Raw genomic sequence first — 21,327 nt, 5'->3', positions numbered from 1 at the left:
GGGGAAGCCATGTTTCACCGTCTATGGACGTTGATCGTAAAAGAAATGCAGTCGCTGCTGCGCGATCCGCAGACCCGCGCGATCCTGATTATGCCGGTGTTGTTGCAGGTAGTGTTGTTCCCGTTCGCCGCCACGCTGGAAGTCACCAACGCCACTATCGCGGTGTACAGTGAGGACAGCGGCCAGCACTCCATTGAGCTGACTCAGCGCCTCGCCAAAGCCAAAGCCTTTTCTCACGTGCTGTTGTTGCGTAGCCCGCAGGAGATAAGAACCACCATTGATAATCAGAAGGCGCTGCTGCTGGTCCGCTTCCCGGCCAACTTCTCACGGGATATCGCCAGCGGTAATACCGCGCCGTTGCAGTTGATCCTCGATGGCCGTAACTCCAACAGCGCACAGATCGCCGCCAACTATGTGCAGCAGATAGTGCAAGACTACCAGAATGAGCTGATTGGGCAGCGTACCAAGCCCAACAACAGCGAACTGGTGGTGCGTAACTGGTATAACCCGAATCTGGATTACAAATGGTTCGTGGTGCCTTCGCTGATCGCGATGATCACTACCATCGGCGTATTGATCGTTACCTCACTTTCCGTCGCACGTGAACGTGAGCAAGGCACGTTAGAGCAGTTATTGGTTTCGCCTTTAACCACCTGGCAGATCTTTATCGGCAAGGCGGTACCGGCCCTGATCATTGCCACCTTCCAGGCTTCGATCGTGTTGTTTATCGGTATCTTTGCCTATCAGATCCCGTTTGCTGGTTCGCTGCTGCTGTTCTATGGCACCATGCTGGTTTACGGGCTGTCTTTGGTGGGCTTCGGGCTGCTGATTTCTTCGCTGTGCGCGACGCAGCAGCAGGCGTTTATCGGGGTGTTTGTGTTTATGATGCCGGCGATACTGCTTTCCGGTTATGTCTCGCCAGTGGAGAACATGCCGGTTTGGCTACAGCATCTTACCTGGGCCAACCCTATCCGCCACTTCACCGATATCACCAAGCAGATCTACCTCAAGGATGCCGGTTTCGGCATTATCTGGCACAGCCTGTGGCCATTACTGGTGATCACCGCCACCACCGGCAGCGCGGCCTATGCCATGTTCCGGCGCAAGATTGCCTGAATTTCGGGCGTAAAAAAACCGACGGGTGAGGTCGGTTTTTTTACTTTCCGGCACTGAGTTGGTGGCTCTAGCCGGAGTGAGGCAGTCCACATCTAACGTAATCAGTATACACAGTATTTGATTGATTTTTAAACTACCGCATAGAAGACATAATCAGCTGGTTGCGCTGTTGGAACTGATCCGCCAGTTCATCGATTGATGATGGTGGAAACGTAGCTAAGGCCGGGGAGTTAACCACTCTCCGGCTTTTAATATTTGCGTCTGGGGGATAATGTTTTAGCCCGTTTTATCCCCTCACCCCAACCCTCTCCCACAGGGCGAGGGAGCTAGTACGGCGCTAAGGTTAACTACAGGAGTAAAACTGAGGCACCTTCGGTTCCCTCTCCTGGGGGAGAGGGTTAGGGTGAGGGCGCCTACTTTCCGCTTTTAGCGGCGGTTGCCGAAGATACGCAGGAGCATCAGGAACAGGTTGATAAAGTCGAGATACAGCGTCAATGCGCCAACGATAGCGTATTTGCGGAAGCTGTCTTTATCATCGGCATTCAGCTGTTCACCCATCGCTTTCAGTTTCTGGGTGTCATACGCCGTCAGGCCAACAAATACCAGCACGCCGATATAGGTGATTGCCCACATCAGCGCCGGGCTTTTCAGCCAGATGTTCACCAGTGAAGCCAGCACAATACCAATCAGCCCCATAAACAGCATACTACCGAAACCGCTCAAATCGCGTTTGGTGGTGTAGCCGTACAGGCTCATCGCGCCGAACATACCCGCAGTGACCACGAAGGTGCTGGCGATCGAGCTATAAGTGTAGGCAATGAAGATGCTCGATAGCGTTAACCCGGTCAGCGCCGAGTAGAGCATAAATAGCCCTGTGGCCATGGTGCCGCTCAGGCGGTTAACCATGCCGGAAATCACAAACACCAGGCCCAACTGCAGGATAATCAGCCCAAAGAAGGTGATCTGGCTAGAGAAAATAAAGTTGATGATCGCAGGCGTATGCGCTGCATACCAGGAAACAAATGCGGTCAACAGCAAGCCACAGGTCATCCAGCCATACACCTGCGCCATATAAGCCTGAATGCCGCTGTTGGCACGTTCAACGATCGAACCATTACGTGGATATCGGTCCATGACGGTTACCTTTTACATGTGAGCCAAGTTTCGGGGAACTTCCCCTGCCAATAATAAGCGTACCACAGAAAACACCGCGCGAAACGGACAAAGGTATTGATTTATTTCCGCTGTTGAGGCGCGATTTACCAACGCTTGGCGGCTTGTTTATCCGTATCGCGAGCCTCTACCCAGCGGTCTCCCTGCCCGGTCGCCTCACGTTTCCAGAAGGGGGCTCGGGTTTTCAGGTAATCCATAATAAATTGTGCCGCCTCGAACGCCATACTGCGGTGGGCGCTGGTCACGCCGACAAACACAATTTCATCACCAGGAAAGAGATCACCGATACGGTGGATCACCGTTACCCGTTGCAATGGCCAACGGGTTCTTGCCTCTGCAACGATCTCTTCAAGGGCTTTTTCAGTCATGCCAGGGTAATGCTCCAACGACAGCGCGCTGACGTTATCCCCCAGATTGTGATTGCGTACCTTGCCGGTAAAGGTCACCACCGCGCCGTCATCATCACACTGTGCCAGCCACTGGTATTCTTCACCTACGCTAAAAGTTGCCTGGCCAACGCGGATACGAGTATTTTCCACTGTTAACCTCCGGTTACCGGTGGAAAGAAAGCCACTTCATCACCGGCTTGCAGCGGATGCTCTGCGGCCACCAGCGATTGGTTGACCGCCGTCAGCAATTTACCGGGCTCCAGCGCCAGCGCCCAACGATCGCCACGCTCGCACAGCGATTTACGCAGCTCTTCAACCGTAAGGTACTGCGCTGGCAGGCTCAGCGTGCTGGTGCCGACCAGTTCACGCACCTGGGCGAAAAACAGAATAGTGATCATGATCCCACCTTAAAATCACCGGACTTGCCGCCGCTTTTTGCCAGCAGCCGCACCGGGCCAATGACCATATCTTTCTGCACCGCTTTGCACATGTCGTAGATGGTGAGCGCGGCCACCGAAGCGGCGGTCAACGCCTCCATTTCAACCCCGGTTTTACCGGTCAAACGGCAGCAGGTTTCAATACGCACGCGGTTAAATTCCGGCTGCGCTTCGAGCTGTACTTCCACCTTGCTCAGCATCAACGGATGGCAAAGAGGGATCAGTTCCCAGGTGCGCTTCGCGGCCTGAATACCGGCAATACGCGCCGTGGCGAATACGTCGCCTTTATGGTGGCTGCCGTCGATAATCATCGCCAGCGTTGCCGCCTGCATTTCAACAAAAGCCTCGGCACGGGCTTCACGTACCGTCTCCGCTTTGGCAGAGACATCGACCATATGGGCCTCGCCAGCGGCGTTAATGTGGGTTAGCTGCGTCATGGATTATTTCTTCAAATGGGGTAAGAAGTTGCACGGGCGATGGCGCGCGTCCAACTGTTCTTCAATAATACGTTCCCAGGCGGTACGACAGGCGCGGGTGGAACCCGGCATGGCGAAGATCACCGTCTGGTTGGCAATACCGGCCACGGCGCGGGACTGGAGGGTCGCGGTGCCGATCTCTTCGTATGACACCATGCGGAACAGTTCGCCGAACCCTTCCACTTCACGGTCAAACAGCGGCAATAGCGCTTCTGGCGTATTATCCCCAGAGGTAAAGCCGGTGCCACCGTTAATCAACACGGCCTGCACGTCATCGCTGGCAATCCATGCGGAAACCTGCGCACGGATCTGATAAATATTGTCTTTGACCAAGGCACGTGCCACTACCTGATGGCCAGTTTCCTGCGCGGCTTCCTGTAGATATTGCCCGGAGGTATCGTCCGCTTCAGTGCGGCGATCCGAAACTGTCAGAATGGCAATCTTTGCCGCGATAAATTCACTGCTGATTTGGCTCATTGTGTGTTCTGCTCCTGCTCATTGGATGCTCGGTTAGACTTGGCGTTGCCCCCTCACCCTAACCCTCTCCCACGGGAGAGGGGACCGATCGAGCTCATATTAATCATCTGGCGTTCCCCGAGGCTATAGGGGACGAGTTAACCGCCGATAAACGATAAGTTCTGCGTGAGACCGCTATTGCCCTGATGCAGGAAGTGGGTCTGCTTTTTGGTTTGCAGCCCGCTTTGAATGCGCATTTTCAGCTGTTCCAACTGGCCGTCATCCGCCAGCAGATCGCGTAGGGTAATCCCTTGCTCACCAAACAGGCACAGATGCAGATTACCAATGGCGGAAACCCGCAGGCGGTTGCAACTGGCACAGAAATCTTTTTCGTACGGCATGATCAGCCCAATCTCGCCCTGATAATCCGGGTGGCTGAATACCTGCGCCGGGCCATCGCTGCGGCCACGGACTTGGCGCTGCCAGCCCTGCTGCTCCAACTGCAGGCGGATCACTTCGCCAGACACATGGTGCTTGCGGAACAGATCGCTGCCATCGCCGGTTTCCATCAGTTCGATAAACCGCAGTTGGATTGGCCGATCCTTGATCCAGTTAAGGAAGCTGCCCAGTTGCTGGTGATTGACATCACGCATCAGCACCGCATTCACCTTCACCTTGCTGTAACCGGCGGTAAAGGCGGCATCGATGCCCTCCATCACCTGGCGGAACTTATCCTGGCCGGTGATGGCATGAAACTGGCGTGCATCAAGACTGTCTACGCTAACGTTAATCGCCGTGAGGCCCGCATCACGCCAACTGGCCACATCACGCGCCAGGCGGTAGCCATTGGTAGTCACGGCCAGGGTACGGATCGCCGGGTTCTCGCGCACGGCGGCAATGATGTCGGTAAAATCGCGGCGTAAAGAAGGCTCACCGCCGGTCAGGCGTACCTTTTCGGTACCCAGTTCGGCGAATGCACGGCTGACGCGCCGAATTTCATCCAGAGAGAGGAAGGTCTTGGGGCTGCCGCTCGGTTTATAGCCATCCGGCAGACAATAGGTGCAACGAAAGTTACACACGTCGGTGATCGACAGGCGCAAATAGTAGAATTTGCGCTCAAAAGCATCAATAAGTTGCGGCACCTGTAACACCTTCCAAATACGGGAGATGCGAGCGTTTCCACTCTGCACCCTGGTGGCTGACTTCGCCACGGCCAGGATACCCTATCGCTCCAAAGAACAACGTAGGTACCAAGGCTAGGAGTTTTGATCCCATCCCCGCTACCTCAAGTAGCCGGAACGAAACCGTGGTTTTCCAGAGAATTCTAGCGCTAAACAGCCGCGATAGCCAATGTGGATTAACGTTATATACTTGTGTATACAGCGTTTTTCACCCTCTCAAGTCTGGATAACCATAATAAACAACCGTTATGCCAGCGAATTGACCAGAATCACGCAAATCGCACTCTTTATCGCGTTTTTGTGTCAAATCCGCTACTTTATGCAGGCAGTCTACCTACCCTGAGTTAAGGAATTTTATGCGCAACCGTACCCTGGCCGATCTTGATCGCGTCGTGGCATTAGGTGGTGGTCACGGTCTTGGCCGTGTGATGTCTTCGCTGTCGTCGTTGGGCTCTCGCCTGACCGGCATTGTCACCACGACCGATAACGGTGGTTCTACCGGCCGTATCCGCCGTTCTGAAGGCGGCATTGCCTGGGGTGACACCCGTAATTGCCTCAATCAGCTGATTACCGAGCCTAGCGTCGCCTCGGCGATGTTTGAATACCGTTTTAGCGGCAACGGGGAGTTGGCGGGGCATAACCTGGGGAATCTGATGCTGAAAGCCTTGGATCACCTGAGCGTGCGCCCACTGGAGGCGATCAATCTGGTGCGTAGCCTGCTGAAGATCGACGCGGCGCTGATCCCGATGTCGGAACAACCGGTCGATCTGATGGCCCACGATCATGAGGGGCACCAGGTCTACGGTGAAGTCAATATCGATCAACTGAGGATCATGCCGCAAGAGCTGATGCTCTCCCCGCCGGTACACGCCACCCGTGAAGCGGTTGAGGCAATCGCACAGGCCGATCTGATCCTGATCGGGCCAGGCAGTTTTCTTACCAGCCTGATGCCACTGTTGCTGCTAGAAGATCTGACTCAGGCCCTACGACGCAGCAGCGCCAATATGGTGTATATCGGTAACCTGGGCCGCGAGCTGAGCGTCGCCGCAGCCGCACTGACGCTGCAAGACAAACTTGCGCTGATGGAAGAGAAGATCGGCCGTAAAATGATTGACGCGGTGATCGTTGGCCCGGCGGTGGATACCAGCGCCATGCAGGATCGCATTGTGGTGCAACAACCGCTGGAAGCCAGCGATATCCCTTATCGCCACGATCGCCAACTATTACGCCAGGCGCTGGATACCGCGTTGGTGCAGCTAGCTAGCCGCGGTTAATCTTGACCACGGAGCCAAGGATTGTCGCTAACGCTGTCGATGTAGAGATCTTCCACCTGCTTGCGTGCCCACGGGGTGCGGCGCAAGAACTTGAGGCTGGATTTGATGCTCGGATCGCTGCTGAAGCAGTTGATGCGAATACGCTCTGCCAGCCCGTTCCAGCCATATTGGGCTACCAGCTTATTCAGCAGTTGCTCCAGGGTAATGCCGTGTAATGGGTCTTTGGATGGGGTTGCGGTCATGGCGGCTACTCGTCTCAATACTTGGGGCGCACACCTTAATCAGCAAACGGGCGTACGGCAAGAAAATTTACCGGGGCGCGCATAGCACGCCCCTTAAGTTCACTATGATAGCGCGATAAACTGCTCGCGCAGCTGGTGGATTTCATCACGCACCGCAGCGGCTTGTTCGAACTCCAGATTCTGCGCATGAGAATACATCTGCGCCTCCAACTCCTGGATTTTTTGCTCCAGCGCTTTGGGGGTGAGCAGTTGGTATTTCGCCGCGCTCTCTGCCGCTTTGCCCTTCCCTTTGTGCTTGCCACGGCTGCTTGGTTGCCCAAGCTGTAGAATATCCGCAACCTTCTTGTTCAGGCCCTGAGGTACGATACCGTTGGCTTCGTTATGCGCCTGCTGCTTGGCGCGGCGGCGTTCCGTTTCACCGATCGCCTTGGCCATGGAATCGGTGATCCTGTCGCCATACAGGATCGCTTTACCGTTGAGGTTACGCGCCGCTCGGCCAATGGTCTGGATCAGTGAACGCTCGGAACGCAGGAACCCTTCCTTGTCTGCGTCCAGGATCGCCACCAGCGACACCTCTGGCATGTCCAGGCCTTCCCTTAACAGGTTGATGCCCACCAGCACGTCAAACTCGCCCAGACGCAAATCACGGATGATTTCGACACGTTCTACCGTATCGATGTCCGAGTGCAGATAACGCACCCGCTCCCCGTGCTCTTCCAGGTATTCCGTCAGATCTTCTGCCATGCGTTTGGTCAACGTGGTGACCAGTACGCGCTCGTTGATAGCCACGCGCTTGCGGATCTCGGAAAGCAGATCGTCCACCTGAGTGGTCACCGGGCGCACTTCCACGATCGGATCCAGCAGGCCGGTTGGGCGAACAACCTGATCGATAATATCGCCGCCGGATTTCTCCAGCTCATATTTGCCCGGCGTGGCGGACACGTAGATGGTCTGCGGTGCCGCAGCGGCAAACTCTTCAAAACGCATCGGCCGGTTATCCAGCGCCGAAGGCAGGCGGAAGCCGTATTCCACCAGCGTCTCTTTACGCGAGCGGTCGCCTTTGAACATGCCGCCGATCTGCGGGATGGTGACGTGGGATTCATCCACCACCAGCAACCCGTCTGCCGGCAGGTAGTCGAACAGGGTTGGCGGTGGCTCGCCCTCACCGCGCCCGGAAAGATAGCGCGAGTAGTTTTCGATACCGGAGCAGTAGCCCAGCTCGTTCATCATTTCCAGATCGAACTGGGTACGCTGCGTCAAGCGCTGTTCTTCCAACAGCTTGTTATTTTCCAGCAGCACTTTGCGCCGCTGAGCCAACTCCACCTTGATCTCTTCCATCGCCTGCACGATACGTTCACGCGGCGTGACGTAGTGAGATTTAGGGTAGATGGTAAAGCGTGGCACCACCTGCTCAATCTGGCCGGTTAGCGGATCGAACAGCGACAGGCGCTCGACCTCTTCGTCGAACAGCTCAACGCGCAGCGCCAGCTCATCCGATTCCGCCGGGAAAATGTCGATCACTTCGCCACGTACGCGGAAGGTGGCGCGCTGGAAGGCCTGATCGTTGCGGGTATATTGCAGCTCGGCCAGACGGCGCAGGATCGAACGCTGATCGATGATCATGCCCTTGGTCAGGTGCAGCATCATTTTCAGGTACAGATCCGGGTCGCCCAGGCCGTAGATCGCGGAAACCGAAGCCACCACTACCACGTCACGCCGTTCTAGCAGCGCTTTGGTGGCCGACAGGCGCATCTGCTCAATATGTTCGTTGACCGAGGCGTCTTTCTCGATAAAGGTATCGGAGCTAGGCACATAGGCTTCTGGCTGGTAGTAATCGTAGTAGGAGACAAAATATTCCACCGCATTCTCGGGAAAGAACTCTTTCATCTCGCCATACAGCTGCGCCGCCAGGGTCTTGTTGGGCGCCAGCACCATGGTAGGCCGGTTGAGATCGGCGATCACATTGGCGATGGTAAAGGTTTTACCCGAGCCGGTAACCCCCAGCAGCGTTTGGTGCGCCAGGCCGTCTTCCAGGCCCTCTTCCAGCTTTTGGATGGCTTGCGGCTGATCGCCGGCCGGTTTGAATTCGGAATGCAGTTTGAAATGTTTGCTCATATCCCCATCATCTTTCAGGTTTGCGGCCAGACGGTAGCGGCCTAATTATGGAAAGACCGGAAGATTTCCGCCAGTGCCCATGATACTGGATATAAAACCAGCTTCAAGCGGATTTACGCTATTACGGCCGTTAACGGGGCGCGAACGTACCGGCAAGGTGACAATACCATGACATTTTTATTGTCAATCACCCTGTTATCCCCAGAATGCGTTACAAATTAACTTTTGGCCCGGATTGCGCTGAAAAAACACCCATCGGCACGTTATCAATATCCGTTGGCTTGATTTTAATTAACCTATTGATATTAAATATATTTAATAAAAAGACGAGAATGCGGACAACCTGCGCACAACCCGCGCCCGCTCTCTGTTCACACCGCTTTTCTAAGTATAATGCACAAGGTTATCCACAGGAATAGTGGATAACTCTCACTACCCCATGGGGGGCGGGAGTTGTGGAAAGAACGCTTTTCCCAATGAAACGTCAACTGAGTCGGTTTTTTAGTTATTTTTTTACAATAATTCTGCTTTGGTTATGCCGATTAATGCTAAAAGCCGTAATAACGAAAACGCTCTTTTCGCTATTTTGCTTTTCAGGGGTTGCAAGTTGCGGCAACAATCTTTAGGGCTTGCACCAACAGCTTGCCATGCCGCACGGTAACGGTGCAAAAAACGCCCAAGTTAACTTTTATTGCCCTGACAGCCCCCCTGCGTACCGGGCTTAAATCAGTTAACAAAACAATAACAAACCACCTTTTTTGTTGCGCAACACCTGATGGCCTAGGAATTGCATTTCCTGGTTCAGGGGCGTTACCTTGCAGAAGAACCGGCAAATTCTGGCTAAAACCGGCCGCAGCCAGCTCGGTTATCTTCGCCGAAAAAGTGCATAGCATGCCCAAAAGCCCCATAGAGCCACAAAACGACCGGTAGCGGCCATTTTCTCACTTTTTTAGCCTGAGCCTCGATTAAGGTAATCAGCACAGCATTTGCCACACCCGGGAGAGACACCGCTTGCTGCGGTCAACGTTATCCATACGTGAATATCGGTCTTGGAGGAGATGCCAAATGTTAAGCTTAAGGGCGGTAAACCAATATTATGGGCAACAGCATACGCTGTGGGATGTCAGCCTTGAGTTGCCTCGTGGGCAATGCACCCTATTGCTTGGCCGCAATGGAGTGGGTAAAACTACGCTGATCAATTGCATCATGGGACACCTGCCGATCGTCAGCGGCAGTATGACCTGGCAGTTGGCGGATGAGCCACCGCAAAACCTGTTGCCGCAGCCGGTAGAAAACCGGGCGTTACTCGGCATTGGTTACGTGCCACAAGGGCGGCAAATCTTTTCCCAACTGAGCGTAGAAGAGAACCTGCAGGTGGCGTTGATGGCCGGGCGTGACAAGGCCCGTCGTATGCCTCCCATCATTTACAATCTATTCCCCCGGCTCCAGGCGATGCGTATGCGCCGTGCGGGTGACCTGTGCCAAAGTGAACAACAGCAGTTGGCATTAGGCCGCGCTCTGATGCTGGAGCCGGAACTGCTGATCCTGGATGAGCCCACCGCCGGTATGTCACCTTCCCTGGCGACGGAGATCGGCCAGGTACTCCGTAAGCTGAATCAGGAACTGGGCATGACCATTTTGCTGGTTGAGCACCAACTCCCCTTTGCCCGCCATCTGGCCGACCGCTTCTGCTTGATGGATAAAGGCCGTAACGTGGCCAATGGCACGCTGGGGCAGTTGGATGAGGGGCTGATTGATGCCTATCTGACGGAGTGATTTGGCCCCTCCGTGGGCCATCATGTTAAGGGTTCAACCTGGTTAAATCGAGATACTGTCCCAATGCCTGCTGTTCTACCTGCGGTAAATGTGGGATCTCGCCCAACAGGGGGGCGGGCAATAGGCGGCAAAGAGTGGCAAGGTATTCTTGATGGCGTTTTCCAGGCAGGGTGACGTCATTGGCGATCCAGCCTGCCAGGGTCAGACCTGACTGTTGGATCGCCAGCGCAGTCAATAGAGCATGATTGATGCAGCCAAGCTTGATGCCCACCACCAGGATCACCGGCAATTGCTCTTGCTGCACCCAGTCGGCAAAGGTCTCATGCTCAGAAAGTGGAGTGAACCAACCGCCGGCACCCTCTACCAACAGCCAGTCCGCACGTTGTTCAAGATGACGTAAACCGGCGGAAAGCCGTGCCAGCGAGATAGGCCGCCCTTCGGCCTGGCTGACAATATGCGGCGAAGTCGGTTCGGCAAAGGTGTAAGGGTTCACTACGGCGTAATCCAGCGCTACGCTGCTGTTTCTCTGCAGCGACAGCGCATCGCCGTTGCGTAACCCTTCATCGGTCATCTCACTGCCTGACGCCACCGGTTTATAGCCAGCACAGCGCCATCCCGCCGCGCTGGCGGCCTGTAGCAAGGCGCTGCTGGCCACGGTTTTTCCCACTTCGGTGTCGGTTCCGGTAACGAACCAGCGCTTAATCACGATAAATCACTCCATAAACCAAATGATAACTGAGAGGAAACTGCCCGTCCCGGCAAGGATAGGCAGCCTGCAATGCGGCAAGCCGCTGGCGGGAAAGCAGGCCAGCCTCGCGTCCTTGATGCAGATGAGTCGCACCGATGCCCTTTAGCGATCGCATCAACGTCATCACGTCGGGATAACTGAGCGTTTGCCAATTTGCCGTAAGCTGGTGCCGGTAGGGATGACAGGCGGCGGCAATCTGAGTTGGCGGCAGGAAGTCATTAACATGACGCTCGCCATCGACTTGCTGCCAAGCGTCACCTAACTCGTGCAAAGCCCCTTGCGCCAAAGTAGAGAACAGGATCAGCCCACCGGGCCGCGTCACCCGATACAACTCAGCCAAGGCCAGAGGCAAGTCGCTGCACCACTGCACCACCAGGCTGCTAAAACAGATATCCACCGAGGCGCTTGGCAAAGGGATGTGCTCGATATCTCCCAACAGATAACGATCCGCCGCTTGCTGCTGGCGGGCAAAAGCCAGCATGCCCGGAGCCAGATCCAGCGCGCTGACCTGCTTGCCCAGCTCGCGCCAGCGACGGCTGAAATAGCCCGTGCCGCAACCGGCATCCAACACCTGTTGGCCTGGATGAGACAGCCCCATCCCCAGTAAGCGTTCACCAACCTCCCGTTGCAGCACCGCTGCGGTATCGTAGCTCGCCGCTGCCCGGCTGAAGGCCGCCGCCACCGCCTGCTTGTTCACCGCATCAATGGCAGACGTCATGCAATACCTCCAACAAGCGATCGATATCCTGTGGCTGGTGTGCCGCAGTGAGCGTAATGCGTAACCGCGCGCCCCCCGGTGGTACCGTTGGTGGACGGATGGCGCTGCCCCACAATCCCTGCTCTCGCAGGCGCTGCGCCAGATCCAGCGCCTGTTGGTTATCCCCCACCAGCAACGGTTGGATAGCGGTATCCGACGCGGTTAGCGTTAACGGCAGACCTGCCACTCCGGCACGAAAATGCTGGATGTGTTTTTGCAGCCGACTACGTAGTTCATCCCCTTGCTGAATACAGCTTAACGCGGCCTGCAAGGCACAGGCTTGAGCGGGCGGCATCGCGGTGCTGTAAATCAGATGGCGGGCGAATTGCAGCAGATATTCCGCCAACGGCTCATCGCAGAGGATCGCCGCGCCGCTGACGCCAAATGCCTTGCCAAAGGTGACGACCAGCACTTCCGGGTGCACACCTTGCTGCCAGCAACTGCCTCGCCCCTGCTCGCCACGTACGCCAATCCCGTGCGCATCATCCACCATCAGCCAGGCACCTGCCTGCTGCGTCAACCGATGTAGTTCGACCAACGGTGCGCTATCCCCGTCCATGCTGAACACCCCTTCGGTGATCGCCAACTGTTGGCCTGCACAGGTTTTTTGCAGCAAGGTGGCCAATGCCTGGGGCTGGTTATGCCGAAAACGCCGCAGTTGCGCCGGTGAGTGAGTGGCCGCTTCCAATATAGAGGCGTGGCTGAGCTTATCTGCCAAAATGCGATCGTCGGCCTGCATCAGGGCAGCCAGCAATGCCTGATTGGCCGCGTAGCCGGAAATAAACAGCAGCGCACGCGGGTAGCCGAGCCACTCCGCCAGTTGCTGCTCCAGATCATGATGAGCATGGCAAAAACCGGTGACGTGGCCGGAACCGCCGCTGCCAACGCCGTAACGCTGCGCCCCCTGCTGCCAGGCGGCGATCACCTCAGGATGTTGGCTCAGGCCCAGATAGTCGTTGCCGGAAAAATTCACATAGCGCTGGCCGTCGAGTTGCAAATAGCGGCCATTACCGCCTTGATTCACCTGACGTTGCCGATAAGCAGCGGCTCCTCGCCGCGCTTCCAGCGCCTGTTCGATCCGTTGCTGCCAGCTCATTACAGCGCCGCGTTGTAGAATTCGGCGGTATCGGCGTGCAGCAACTGCTCGGTCAGCACCTGCTGCTGCTGATTGTCACCCTGTTCGGTGGCGGTTTGCTGCGGATTCAGGCCCAGCTTGCGGAACAGTTGCAGATCCTTGTCCTCTTCCGGGTTGGGCGTGGTCAGCAGTTTGCAGCCATAGAAGATGGAGTTGGCCCCGGCCATAAAGCACATCGCCTGAGTCTGCTCGCTCATCTGTTCACGGCCTGCCGACAGGCGGACGTAGGACGTCGGCATCATGATGCGGGCAATGGCAATGGTGCGAATAAAGTCGAACGGATCGACATCGTCATTATCGGCCAATGGCGTGCCTTTCACCTTCACCAGCATATTGATCGGCACGCTTTCCGGCGGTTTGGGCAGATTGGCCAATTGTACCAACAACCCGGCGCGGTCACGCACCGTTTCGCCCAGCCCGACAATCCCACCGGAGCAGACTTTGATCCCGGCGTTACGCACCTTATCCAAGGTATCCAGACGTTCCTGATAGCTGCGGGTGGTGATGATGTTGCCGTAGAATTCCGGCGAGGTGTCCAGGTTATGGTTGTAGTAATCCAACCCCGCTTCGGCCAGCCGTTCGGCCTGCGCGCCATCCAGCGTGCCCAGCGTCATGCAGGTTTCCATCCCCATCGCCTTGACGCCCTGCACCATCTGTTGCAGATAAGGCATATCGCGCTCGTGCGGGTTTTTCCAGGCAGCCCCCATACAGAAACGGCTCGAACCGGCCGCTTTGGCCTTGCGCGCCGATTCCAGCACCTGTTCCACCTGCATCAGCCGCTCGGATTCCAGGCCGGTTTTATAACGCGAACTTTGCGGGCAGTACTTACAGTCTTCCGGGCAGGCACCGGTTTTGATCGACAGCAGCGTACTGACCTGCACCTGTTGCGGATCGAAATGTTGGCGATGAATAGTCTGTGCTTCGAACAGCAGTTCGAGTAAGGGTTTATCAAACAGGGCCTGGGCTTGCCCCACTGTCCAGCGAATGCGGTCGGCCATTTACGGCGTCTCCAAAAGGGAAAAAAGTGTCGTCAGTGTAGAGTTTGCGATTATACTGTCAACCATTCTATTAAAATTTGGTTTACGGCTAATGTCTGTTTCTCCCTGCGATATTGAATTCGATCGACGCCACATCTGGCACCCTTACACCTCCATGACCCAGCCCTTGCCTTGCTATCCGGTGGTGTCCGCCAGCGGCGTCGAGCTGCAACTGGACGATGGCCGCCTACTGGTGGATGGCATGTCTTCCTGGTGGGCAGCGATCCACGGTTACAATCATCCACAGTTGAATCAGGCAGCCGTACAGCAGTTGGAAAAAATGTCGCATGTGATGTTCGGTGGCATCACTCATCCTGCCGCTATTGAACTGTGCCGCAAACTGGTAGCGATGACGCCGGAAGCGTTGCAGTGCGTATTCCTGGCAGATTCCGGATCGGTGGCGGTCGAAGTGGCGCTAAAGATGGCGCTGCAATATTGGCAGGCCCGTGGTGAAGGGCGGCAGCGCATTCTGACCTTACGCCATGGCTATCATGGTGATACCTTTGGCGCGATGTCGGTCTGCGATCCGGACAACTCCATGCACAGTCTGTATCAGGGCTATTTGGCCACCCACCTGTTTGCCACCGCACCGCAGTGCCGTTTTGACCAGCCTTGGGACGAACAGGACATTGCCCCGTTTGCCGAATTACTGGATCGGCACGCCGGGGAAATAGCCGCTGTGATCCTGGAGCCAGTGGTGCAAGGTGCCGGTGGAATGCGCATCTATCATCCAAGCTATCTGCAACGCGTGCGGGAGCTGTGCGATCGCCACCAAATCCTGCTGATTGCCGACGAGATCGCCACCGGTTTTGGCCGCACAGGCAAACTGTTTGCCTGTGAACATGCCGGCGTAGTGCCGGATATTCTTTGCCTGGGCAAAGCGCTGACCGGTGGCTATATGACCCTTTCCGCCACCCTGACCACGCGCCACATAGCAGAAACGATCAGTAACGGAGCCGCAGGCTGCTTTATGCATGGGCCAACCTTTATGGGCAACCCGCTAGCCTGTGCCGTAGCCTGCGCCAGCCTGTCCTTGCTCGAGGAAAATCACTGGCAACATCAGGTCGCCGCCATTGAAACACAGCTTAAACAGCAGCTCTTACCGCTGGTGGCATCACCCAATGTGGCCGACGTGCGGGTGCTTGGGGCGATTGGCGTGGTGGAAATGCATCAGCCGGTGGATGTGGCGTTGCTACAGCGTGGCTTTGTCGAACGCGGCGTGTGGATCCGGCCCTTCGGTAAACTGCTCTACCTGATGCCGCCTTATGTCATTACGCCAGAACAGCTCACCCGGCTGACGGCAGCAATCGCGGCTGCGGTGGAGTAACGGTTTTAAGGTTGTATTGTGGCGGCAAACCGATCTAGCTTAGGGGTTCGGTATTTTAGACAACTGGGAGTCATTATGGCTTTTCGTTTGTACAGCAACGATCTGCAAGACGGCGCAAAAATGCCTGAACGGCAGGTATTTAACGGCATGGGCTACCATGGGGATAACCTCTCCCCTCATCTGGCCTGGGAAGATGCACCGGCGGGCACCAAGAGCTTTGCCATCACGGTTTACGATCCCGATGCCCCTACCGGCTCCGGCTGGTGGCACTGGGTAGTCGCCAATATCCCGGCAAACGTGCATGAACTGCCGCAAGGTGCGGGTTCCGGCAAACCGGGGCTACCCGCTGGCGCAGTGCAAACCCGTACCGATTTCGGTAAGGCCGGTTACGGTGGCGCGGCTCCGCCGCAGGGTGAAAGCCATCGTTATCAGTTCACCGTGCATGCGTTGGACGTGGAAAGCATTCCAGTGGACGCAGAGGCGAGTGGCGCGATGGTCGGTTTTAACATCCACTTCCATAGCCTTGGCAAAGCGACGTTGACGGTAAAATACAGCTGAGAAACGTTGAGGGGCGAAGCGCTTCGCCCCGATTTTTAACCCACTATTTTGCCAGCACGCTCACCCACATTGGGCCTTTGCCCACCGGGTAACGCGCCAGATCCGTCAGCTCACCGCTGTTTTGGTCAATCTGATACACGCCGATATGACCAGATTTCTGCCCTGCCGCAATCACGAAGCGACCGCTGTGATCGATATTGAAACCGCGTGGCTGCTCTTCTGTGGCATGGTGGCCAACCACCGCAATCTTGCTGCCGTCTTCCGAGACACTGAACACGGTTAAAATGCTGGCTGTGCGATCGCTGGTATAAAGGAAACGGCCGTTTGGCGTGAGGTGGATATCCGCCGCCCAACGGGTGCCGGTGAAATCGGCAGGCATCATGTCCAGACTCTGCACCAGCGTATATTTGCCACCGTTGGCTTCGATAGCGAACACATCTACCGTGCCATCCAGTTCATTGACGCAGTAAGCGAATTTATCGTTACCATGGAATGCCATATGGCGCGGGCCTGCACCGCTTGCCGTCGCTACGGCTTCTTGGCCGTGTGGCGTCAGTTGGCCCTGTTGGCTCAGATTAAACAGGCGGATGCGGTCCTCTTTCAAGCACGGCACCAGCAGCAATTGATTGGTAGGGTCAATATTGGCTGAATGCGGCGCGGTCAGGCCATCGATCTGCTGGGTAGGCGCCAGCACTACGCCATCATGGCCAATCGGGCTGATGCTGGCACAGTTGCCGCTGTAAGACGCCGAGAACAGATAACGCCCCTGCAAATCGGTGGAAATATGGGTTGGGCTGCCTGGCAAAGGTGCCATCCCTGCCTCATGCAACGTGCCATCTTCCGCGATACGGTAGCTGACAATGCCAAACGCCGGGCGTACCCCAACATACAGATGGGTGTTATCCGGATGGATCGCCATCGGCTGTACCTGCCCCGCCACCTCGACCGTTTGCAGCAGTGTCAGTGCGCCCTTGTCGTCTAACTGCCATACGTGGATCTGCTGGCTCTCCGGGCTGGCGACATAAACGATTTGCTTCATTTGCTCTCCTTAATGAGAAAGGGTAACCGGTTTCAGTTTGTTCTAGCTTACGCGACATTTGTGACATGGCAACCCTAGGCTGCGTCCCTCAACGCGGTTTTATCGAATGGTTATCCGGTGTACCATCGAGGTAATTTTGTTGCTAACTATAATGAGACCGCTATGAGCTACCGTGTTATTGCCCTCGATTTAGACGGCACTTTGCTAGACAACCAGAAACGTATCTTACCGCAGTCGCTAGCCGCGCTGGAGGAAGCCCGTGCCGCCGGAGTGAAAGTCGTGGTGGTCACCGGCCGCCATCACGTGGCTATCCACCCGTTCTATCAGGCGCTGCAAATCGATACGCCAGCCATTTGTTGTAACGGCACCTATCTGTATGACTTCCAGCAGAAAAAGGTACTGGCCTCCGATCCGCTGGCAAAAGAGCAGGCCAAGCAGGTACTGCAACTGCTCAAGCAAAACGATATTCACGGCCTGATGTATGTGGACGACGCCATGCTGTATCAGGAGACAAGCGGTCATGTGATCCGTTCTCTAGCCTGGTCAGAGACTTTGCCGGTAGCCCAGCGCCCAACATTGTTGCAGGTCAACAGCCTGATGCAGGCGGCGGATGAGGCGCAGGCCATCTGGAAGTTTGCCACTTCACATAGCGATCTCCCGGCGCTACGCAGCTTTGCAGAAATGGTAGAAAAAGAGCTGGGCCTGGCCTGTGAATGGTCCTGGCACGATCAGGTGGACATTGCCAAAGGCGGCAACAGCAAGGGTAAACGCCTGCAGCAGTGGGTGGAGTCACAGGGGTTGAGCATGGATCAGGTGGTCGCCTTTGGTGACAACTACAACGACCTGAGCATGCTTGAAGCCGTTGGGCTGGGCGTTGCCATGGGTAATGCCGATAATGCCATCAAGGAACGTGCTGATCTGGTGATTGCCGATCACCTGCAGCCGGGGATTGCCGAGGTTATCCGTTCTCGCGTGCTGAATTAACAAAAACGACCCCTCACCCTAACCCTCTCCCACAGGGAGAGGGGACCGATCGAGTTAGGCTGAAAGTATCGTGATTCTTCATCAGCACCTGCTGATTCACCTTGGTTGCAGGAGCGATCTCCATTGCTAAGATCATCTCTTTACTTTCCAAAAGAGCAGGGGCTAATAGCTCCCTCTCCCTGTGGGAGAGGGTTGGGGTGAGGGCCCATCGCGGCTGATCGACACGCTCTTGACCTGTGCATACAGCCACTGACCGGGCCTGATAGCCAGATCGTCACGTGCCCATGGGGTGATGCGCGCCCAGAGGATGTTTTCCCCGACCATCAGCTTCACTTCAACCTGCCCTGCCACATCCAGACACTCCGCCACCTTGGCGGGCAAAATATTACGAATGCTGCTGTTGGCTGGCGGTTGCAGCACTAAAGAAACGTCGGCGGCGTTGATACGAATACGCATCTGGCTGCCCACCGGCGCTTCAATACCGCCGACCCATAGCCGCTGATCGCCCAGTGCCAGCGCGGTCATGGCATAGCGCGGGTGATGTTCAATCACGCTCACGCTCAACACGCTGCTCTGATCTTCTCGCTGTAGCCAAGGCCGCAGCGCGCTGCTGGCCCAAACCTCCTCCAACCCGCCGTACGCACGCACCTGGCCGTGATCCAACACCATCACCTGCTCTGCCAGGCGCAAGATCTCGTCCATGCTGTGGCTGACATAGAGAATGGGGATATTGACGTCCTGCGCCAGCCGCTCCAGATATGGCAGCAGCTCACGCTTGCGTGGCATATCGAGCGAGGCCAGCGGTTCATCCATCAGCAACAGTTCTGGCGCGGTCAACAGCGCCCGACCAATCGCGACACGCTGTTTCTCTCCGCCGGACAGGGTCAAAGGCAAACGGTTCAGCAACGGCGCAATCCCCAACAGCTCGACAATGCTGTCAAACTGGCCGCGCATACTGGCCGCCATGCCGTATTGCAGGTTGCCGCGCACGCGATAATGCGGGAACAGGCGCGCATCCTGGAAAACATAGCCAACGCGGCGTTTTTCCGGTGGTAAACAGACACCGCTGGCGGTATCCACCAGCGTGCGGCCATTAAGCACAATACGCCCCTGTTGTACCAGCGTCAGGCCGCCGATAGCATTGATCAAGGAGGTTTTACCAGCCCCGGAAAGCCCGAAAATTGCAGTGATCCCCTGAGCCGGCAGATTAGCCTGCACGTTGAGATTGAGATCGCCAAGCTGCTGGGAGAAATCCAGTTCTAACATCTATAAGCCCATACGCTTGCGGCCCCAGCGGGCCAGCCATTCGGAAACCATCAGGGCAGCCAGGGCCAGCACGATGGCAATCACGCACAAACGCGCTGCCGCCGCCTCGGCCCCTGGCGTTTCGATCAGGGTGTACATTGCCAGCGGGATGGTACGGGTTTCACCAGGGATATTGGAAACAAAGGTGATGGTGGCGCCAAACTCGCCCAAAGAGCGGGCAAAGGCCAGCACCACGCCAACGATCACGCCGGGCAGCGAAAGCGGTAAGGTGATGGTGAAAAACACCCGCCACGGGTTGGCGCCCAAGGTGCGGGCTGCCTGTTCCAAGCGGATATCTACCGCTTCCAGCGACATGCGGATAGCACGTACCATCAGCGGGAATGCCACCACCGCAGAAGCCAGGGCGGCACCGCGCCAGCTGAAACTGAAGCTGAAACCAAACCAGTTATATAACCATTCGCCGATAAAGCCGCGCCGCCCCATGGCAATCAGCAGCAGATAGCCCACCACCACCGGTGGCAAGACTAACGGCAGATGAACAATGCTATCCAACAACGATTTACCGGGGAAATTGCAGCGAACCAGGATCCAGGCCATTAAAATACCCAGCGGCAAACTGCAGATCACCGCCAGGCTGGAGACTTTCAGGCTCAGTTCGACCGCCTGCCATTCATACTCACTTAATATCATTTACGCGGGGTGAATCCATAACGTTCGAAGATAGCCGCAGCGGCCGGAGTCTTCAGGTAATCGTAGAAAGCCGTCACGGCTGGCGTCTGGTGATCTTTAACGATGGCCATTGGATACTCAACCGGCTTGTGGCTGTCTTCCGGGAAGATGGCAATCACTTTAACCTTGTCGCTGGCCACGGCGTCGGAGCCGTAAACGATACCCAGCGGGGCTTCTTCGCGCTCAACCATGGCCATAGCGCTGCGCACGTTATTGGCCCGCGCCAGCTGAGGTTCCAGCGTGCTCCATGCCCCCAGGTTCTGCAGCGCTTCTTTGGCGTAGATGCCCGCAGGAACATGATCCGGATCGCCTACGGACAGGCGGCCACCGTTGAGCAATTTGGCCCAGTCGGTTTGCTTGTTGATAGTGATTTTATCTTGTTTGGCCGATTTGGCGGCGATCAGCACCAGTTCGTTGCCTAGCAGGGTATAACGAGTGTCTTTCACTATCTGCTGCTTATCAATGGCATAATCCATCCATTGCTGATCGGCAGAGATAAACATATCCGCAGGCGCCCCTTGCTCAATCTGGCGTGCCAGCGTTGAGGAGGAAGCAAAAGAGGAGACGACTTCGACGTCTTTGCCTTTCTGGTATTCGGTGGCGATATCTTGTAAGGCATTGGTCAGCGAGGCTGCGGCAAACACGGTGATTTTCTCCGCCGCAGAAACCTGTGCCACCAGCCCGCAAGCCAATGCCACACCGCCAACCCAGTTAATCCATTGCTGTTTCATTGTTTTCTCCGCAAGTTAACCATCATCACATCGCTATGTAAAAAATAATATAACGCAGCGAGAACGATTGTCATGCGGTTTATCGGCAAAGCGAGAGATAACTTGAGAAATACCCGCCAAGAGAGCTCAGCGGGCATTTGGGAGGGGGATTAGCTGCGGTTTTCTTTAGGATGGCCAACTTTGGAGAAGATGTTGAACACCTCGCCCAAGCCATAAATCAAGCCTAAAATAATGGCCATCACTACCGGCACCATGACCACGGCAAACAACAGACTTTTCAATAATTCTAACATCGTAGCCTCACTTGACTGCTTTAAACCGCTGCGTAGGCTTCACTGTAAACCAAAACGCAGGCGAAAACGCGGTTATTTTACCGACTGC

General features: G+C 56.0%; 23 protein-coding genes and 1 riboswitch. Of the genes, 6 read left to right on the top strand and 17 right to left on the bottom strand.

What is annotated here, in order from left to right; genetic code table 11:
• The first annotated feature begins 9 nt into the window (after positions 1-9).
• Positions 10-1,116 carry an ABC transporter permease gene (locus AC6HVW_RS07880; RefSeq protein WP_021805223.1) on the top strand — a complete coding sequence of 369 codons (1,107 nt, stop codon included), beginning with the start codon at positions 10-12 and terminating at the stop codon, positions 1,114-1,116.
• A gap of 426 nt (positions 1,117-1,542) precedes the next feature.
• Here the strand turns inward: AC6HVW_RS07880 and AC6HVW_RS07875 are convergent, their stop codons facing one another.
• From AC6HVW_RS07875 to moaA, 6 genes are all read right to left on the bottom strand, one after another.
• The gene (locus AC6HVW_RS07875; protein ID WP_021180400.1) at positions 1,543-2,250 is read right to left on the bottom strand and encodes a Bax inhibitor-1/YccA family protein; all 708 of its coding nucleotides are present in this window, start codon (positions 2,248-2,250) and stop codon (positions 1,543-1,545) included.
• A 125-nt stretch (positions 2,251-2,375) separates the two neighbouring features.
• Entirely contained in the window at positions 2,376-2,828 is a 453-nt protein-coding gene (gene moaE / locus AC6HVW_RS07870) for a molybdopterin synthase catalytic subunit MoaE (RefSeq protein ID WP_071683178.1), read from the bottom strand.
• A gap of 2 nt (positions 2,829-2,830) precedes the next feature.
• Positions 2,831-3,076, bottom strand: a complete 246-nt coding sequence (gene moaD / locus AC6HVW_RS07865) for a molybdopterin synthase sulfur carrier subunit (RefSeq protein ID WP_021180398.1) — start codon at positions 3,074-3,076, stop codon at positions 2,831-2,833.
• Positions 3,073-3,552, bottom strand: coding sequence for a cyclic pyranopterin monophosphate synthase MoaC (moaC, locus tag AC6HVW_RS07860; RefSeq protein WP_071683176.1), 480 nt, complete (start codon positions 3,550-3,552; stop codon positions 3,073-3,075). Before moaC ends, moaD begins: the two co-directional genes overlap by 4 nt.
• A 3-nt stretch (positions 3,553-3,555) precedes the next feature.
• A complete protein-coding gene (gene moaB, locus AC6HVW_RS07855; protein ID WP_071683174.1) occupies positions 3,556-4,068 on the bottom strand; it encodes a molybdenum cofactor biosynthesis protein B in 513 nt (170 codons plus the stop codon).
• A gap of 137 nt (positions 4,069-4,205) precedes the next feature.
• Positions 4,206-5,189 (bottom strand): GTP 3',8-cyclase MoaA, encoded by a 984-nt coding sequence (gene moaA, locus AC6HVW_RS07850; RefSeq protein ID WP_021180395.1) that lies wholly within the window; start codon positions 5,187-5,189, stop codon positions 4,206-4,208.
• Positions 5,180-5,322: riboswitch (molybdenum cofactor riboswitch) on the bottom strand. It overlaps the preceding gene by 10 nt.
• Before the next feature lie 262 nt (positions 5,323-5,584).
• On the opposite strand from moaA, the gene AC6HVW_RS07845 reads away from it, so the two are divergent.
• Positions 5,585-6,502, top strand: a complete 918-nt coding sequence (locus AC6HVW_RS07845; RefSeq protein WP_024483111.1) for a gluconeogenesis factor YvcK family protein — start codon at positions 5,585-5,587, stop codon at positions 6,500-6,502.
• Here the strand turns inward: AC6HVW_RS07845 and AC6HVW_RS07840 are convergent.
• Complete coding sequence (locus tag AC6HVW_RS07840; protein ID WP_021180393.1) at positions 6,499-6,744, bottom strand: VF530 family protein; 246 nt, start codon at positions 6,742-6,744, stop codon at positions 6,499-6,501. The two genes, AC6HVW_RS07845 and AC6HVW_RS07840, sit on opposite strands and share 4 nt — an antisense overlap.
• Before the next feature lie 102 nt (positions 6,745-6,846).
• Positions 6,847-8,859, bottom strand: a complete 2,013-nt coding sequence (gene uvrB, locus AC6HVW_RS07835; RefSeq protein ID WP_071683172.1) for an excinuclease ABC subunit UvrB — start codon at positions 8,857-8,859, stop codon at positions 6,847-6,849.
• Between the two features lie 1,065 nt (positions 8,860-9,924).
• Between uvrB and AC6HVW_RS07830 the strand changes: the two genes are divergently transcribed.
• Positions 9,925-10,635, top strand: a complete 711-nt coding sequence (locus AC6HVW_RS07830; protein WP_071683167.1) for an ABC transporter ATP-binding protein — start codon at positions 9,925-9,927, stop codon at positions 10,633-10,635.
• A 25-nt stretch (positions 10,636-10,660) separates the two neighbouring features.
• Here the strand turns inward: AC6HVW_RS07830 and bioD are convergent, their stop codons facing one another.
• Genes bioD through bioB form a run of 4 tightly spaced genes read right to left on the bottom strand, consistent with a single transcriptional unit; the run spans position 10,661 to position 14,273 of the window.
• On the bottom strand, positions 10,661-11,341 hold the full coding sequence (gene bioD, locus AC6HVW_RS07825) for a dethiobiotin synthase (protein ID WP_071683166.1): 681 nt from the start codon (positions 11,339-11,341) through the stop codon (positions 10,661-10,663).
• Positions 11,334-12,101 carry a malonyl-ACP O-methyltransferase BioC gene (gene bioC / locus AC6HVW_RS07820; protein ID WP_071683164.1) on the bottom strand — a complete coding sequence of 256 codons (768 nt, stop codon included), beginning with the start codon at positions 12,099-12,101 and terminating at the stop codon, positions 11,334-11,336. The genes bioD and bioC overlap by 8 nt, the downstream gene beginning before the upstream one ends.
• Positions 12,085-13,236, bottom strand: a complete 1,152-nt coding sequence (gene bioF, locus AC6HVW_RS07815) for an 8-amino-7-oxononanoate synthase (RefSeq protein WP_186486080.1) — start codon at positions 13,234-13,236, stop codon at positions 12,085-12,087. Before bioF ends, bioC begins: the two co-directional genes overlap by 17 nt.
• Positions 13,236-14,273 carry a biotin synthase BioB gene (gene bioB / locus AC6HVW_RS07810; protein WP_021805237.1) on the bottom strand — a complete coding sequence of 346 codons (1,038 nt, stop codon included), beginning with the start codon at positions 14,271-14,273 and terminating at the stop codon, positions 13,236-13,238. The genes bioF and bioB overlap by 1 nt, the downstream gene beginning before the upstream one ends.
• A 91-nt stretch (positions 14,274-14,364) precedes the next feature.
• Here bioB and bioA point away from each other — a divergent pair, with 91 nt between their 5' ends.
• Positions 14,365-15,639 carry an adenosylmethionine--8-amino-7-oxononanoate transaminase gene (bioA, locus tag AC6HVW_RS07805; RefSeq protein WP_071683160.1) on the top strand — a complete coding sequence of 425 codons (1,275 nt, stop codon included), beginning with the start codon at positions 14,365-14,367 and terminating at the stop codon, positions 15,637-15,639.
• A 75-nt stretch (positions 15,640-15,714) separates the two neighbouring features.
• The gene (locus tag AC6HVW_RS07800; protein WP_024530543.1) at positions 15,715-16,197 is read left to right on the top strand and encodes a kinase inhibitor; all 483 of its coding nucleotides are present in this window, start codon (positions 15,715-15,717) and stop codon (positions 16,195-16,197) included.
• A 43-nt stretch (positions 16,198-16,240) separates the two neighbouring features.
• Here the strand turns inward: AC6HVW_RS07800 and pgl are convergent, their stop codons facing one another.
• Entirely contained in the window at positions 16,241-17,236 is a 996-nt protein-coding gene (gene pgl / locus AC6HVW_RS07795; protein WP_497569323.1) for a 6-phosphogluconolactonase, read from the bottom strand.
• 162 nt (positions 17,237-17,398) lie between these two features.
• Between pgl and AC6HVW_RS07790 the strand changes: the two genes are divergently transcribed.
• Positions 17,399-18,220 (top strand): pyridoxal phosphatase, encoded by an 822-nt coding sequence (locus tag AC6HVW_RS07790; RefSeq protein WP_024530541.1) that lies wholly within the window; start codon positions 17,399-17,401, stop codon positions 18,218-18,220.
• A 162-nt stretch (positions 18,221-18,382) separates the two neighbouring features.
• On the opposite strand, the gene modC is transcribed toward AC6HVW_RS07790, so the two are convergent.
• From modC to AC6HVW_RS07770, 4 genes are all read right to left on the bottom strand, one after another.
• Positions 18,383-19,486, bottom strand: coding sequence for a molybdenum ABC transporter ATP-binding protein ModC (gene modC, locus AC6HVW_RS07785; RefSeq protein WP_021805242.1), 1,104 nt, complete (start codon positions 19,484-19,486; stop codon positions 18,383-18,385).
• A complete protein-coding gene (gene modB, locus AC6HVW_RS07780) occupies positions 19,487-20,176 on the bottom strand; it encodes a molybdate ABC transporter permease subunit (protein ID WP_021180337.1) in 690 nt (229 codons plus the stop codon).
• Complete coding sequence (gene modA, locus AC6HVW_RS07775; RefSeq protein ID WP_071683153.1) at positions 20,173-20,946, bottom strand: molybdate ABC transporter substrate-binding protein; 774 nt, start codon at positions 20,944-20,946, stop codon at positions 20,173-20,175. Before modA ends, modB begins: the two co-directional genes overlap by 4 nt.
• 149 nt (positions 20,947-21,095) lie before the next feature.
• A complete protein-coding gene (locus tag AC6HVW_RS07770) occupies positions 21,096-21,239 on the bottom strand; it encodes an AcrZ family multidrug efflux pump-associated protein (RefSeq protein ID WP_021180335.1) in 144 nt (47 codons plus the stop codon).
• Between the last annotated feature and the right edge of the window lie 88 nt (positions 21,240-21,327).

The sequence above is a fragment of the Serratia sp. NCCP-200 genome (genome assembly GCF_059697885.1).
Note: the sequence above shows the minus strand (reverse complement) of the source record. Positions and strands in the feature narration are given on the sequence as shown.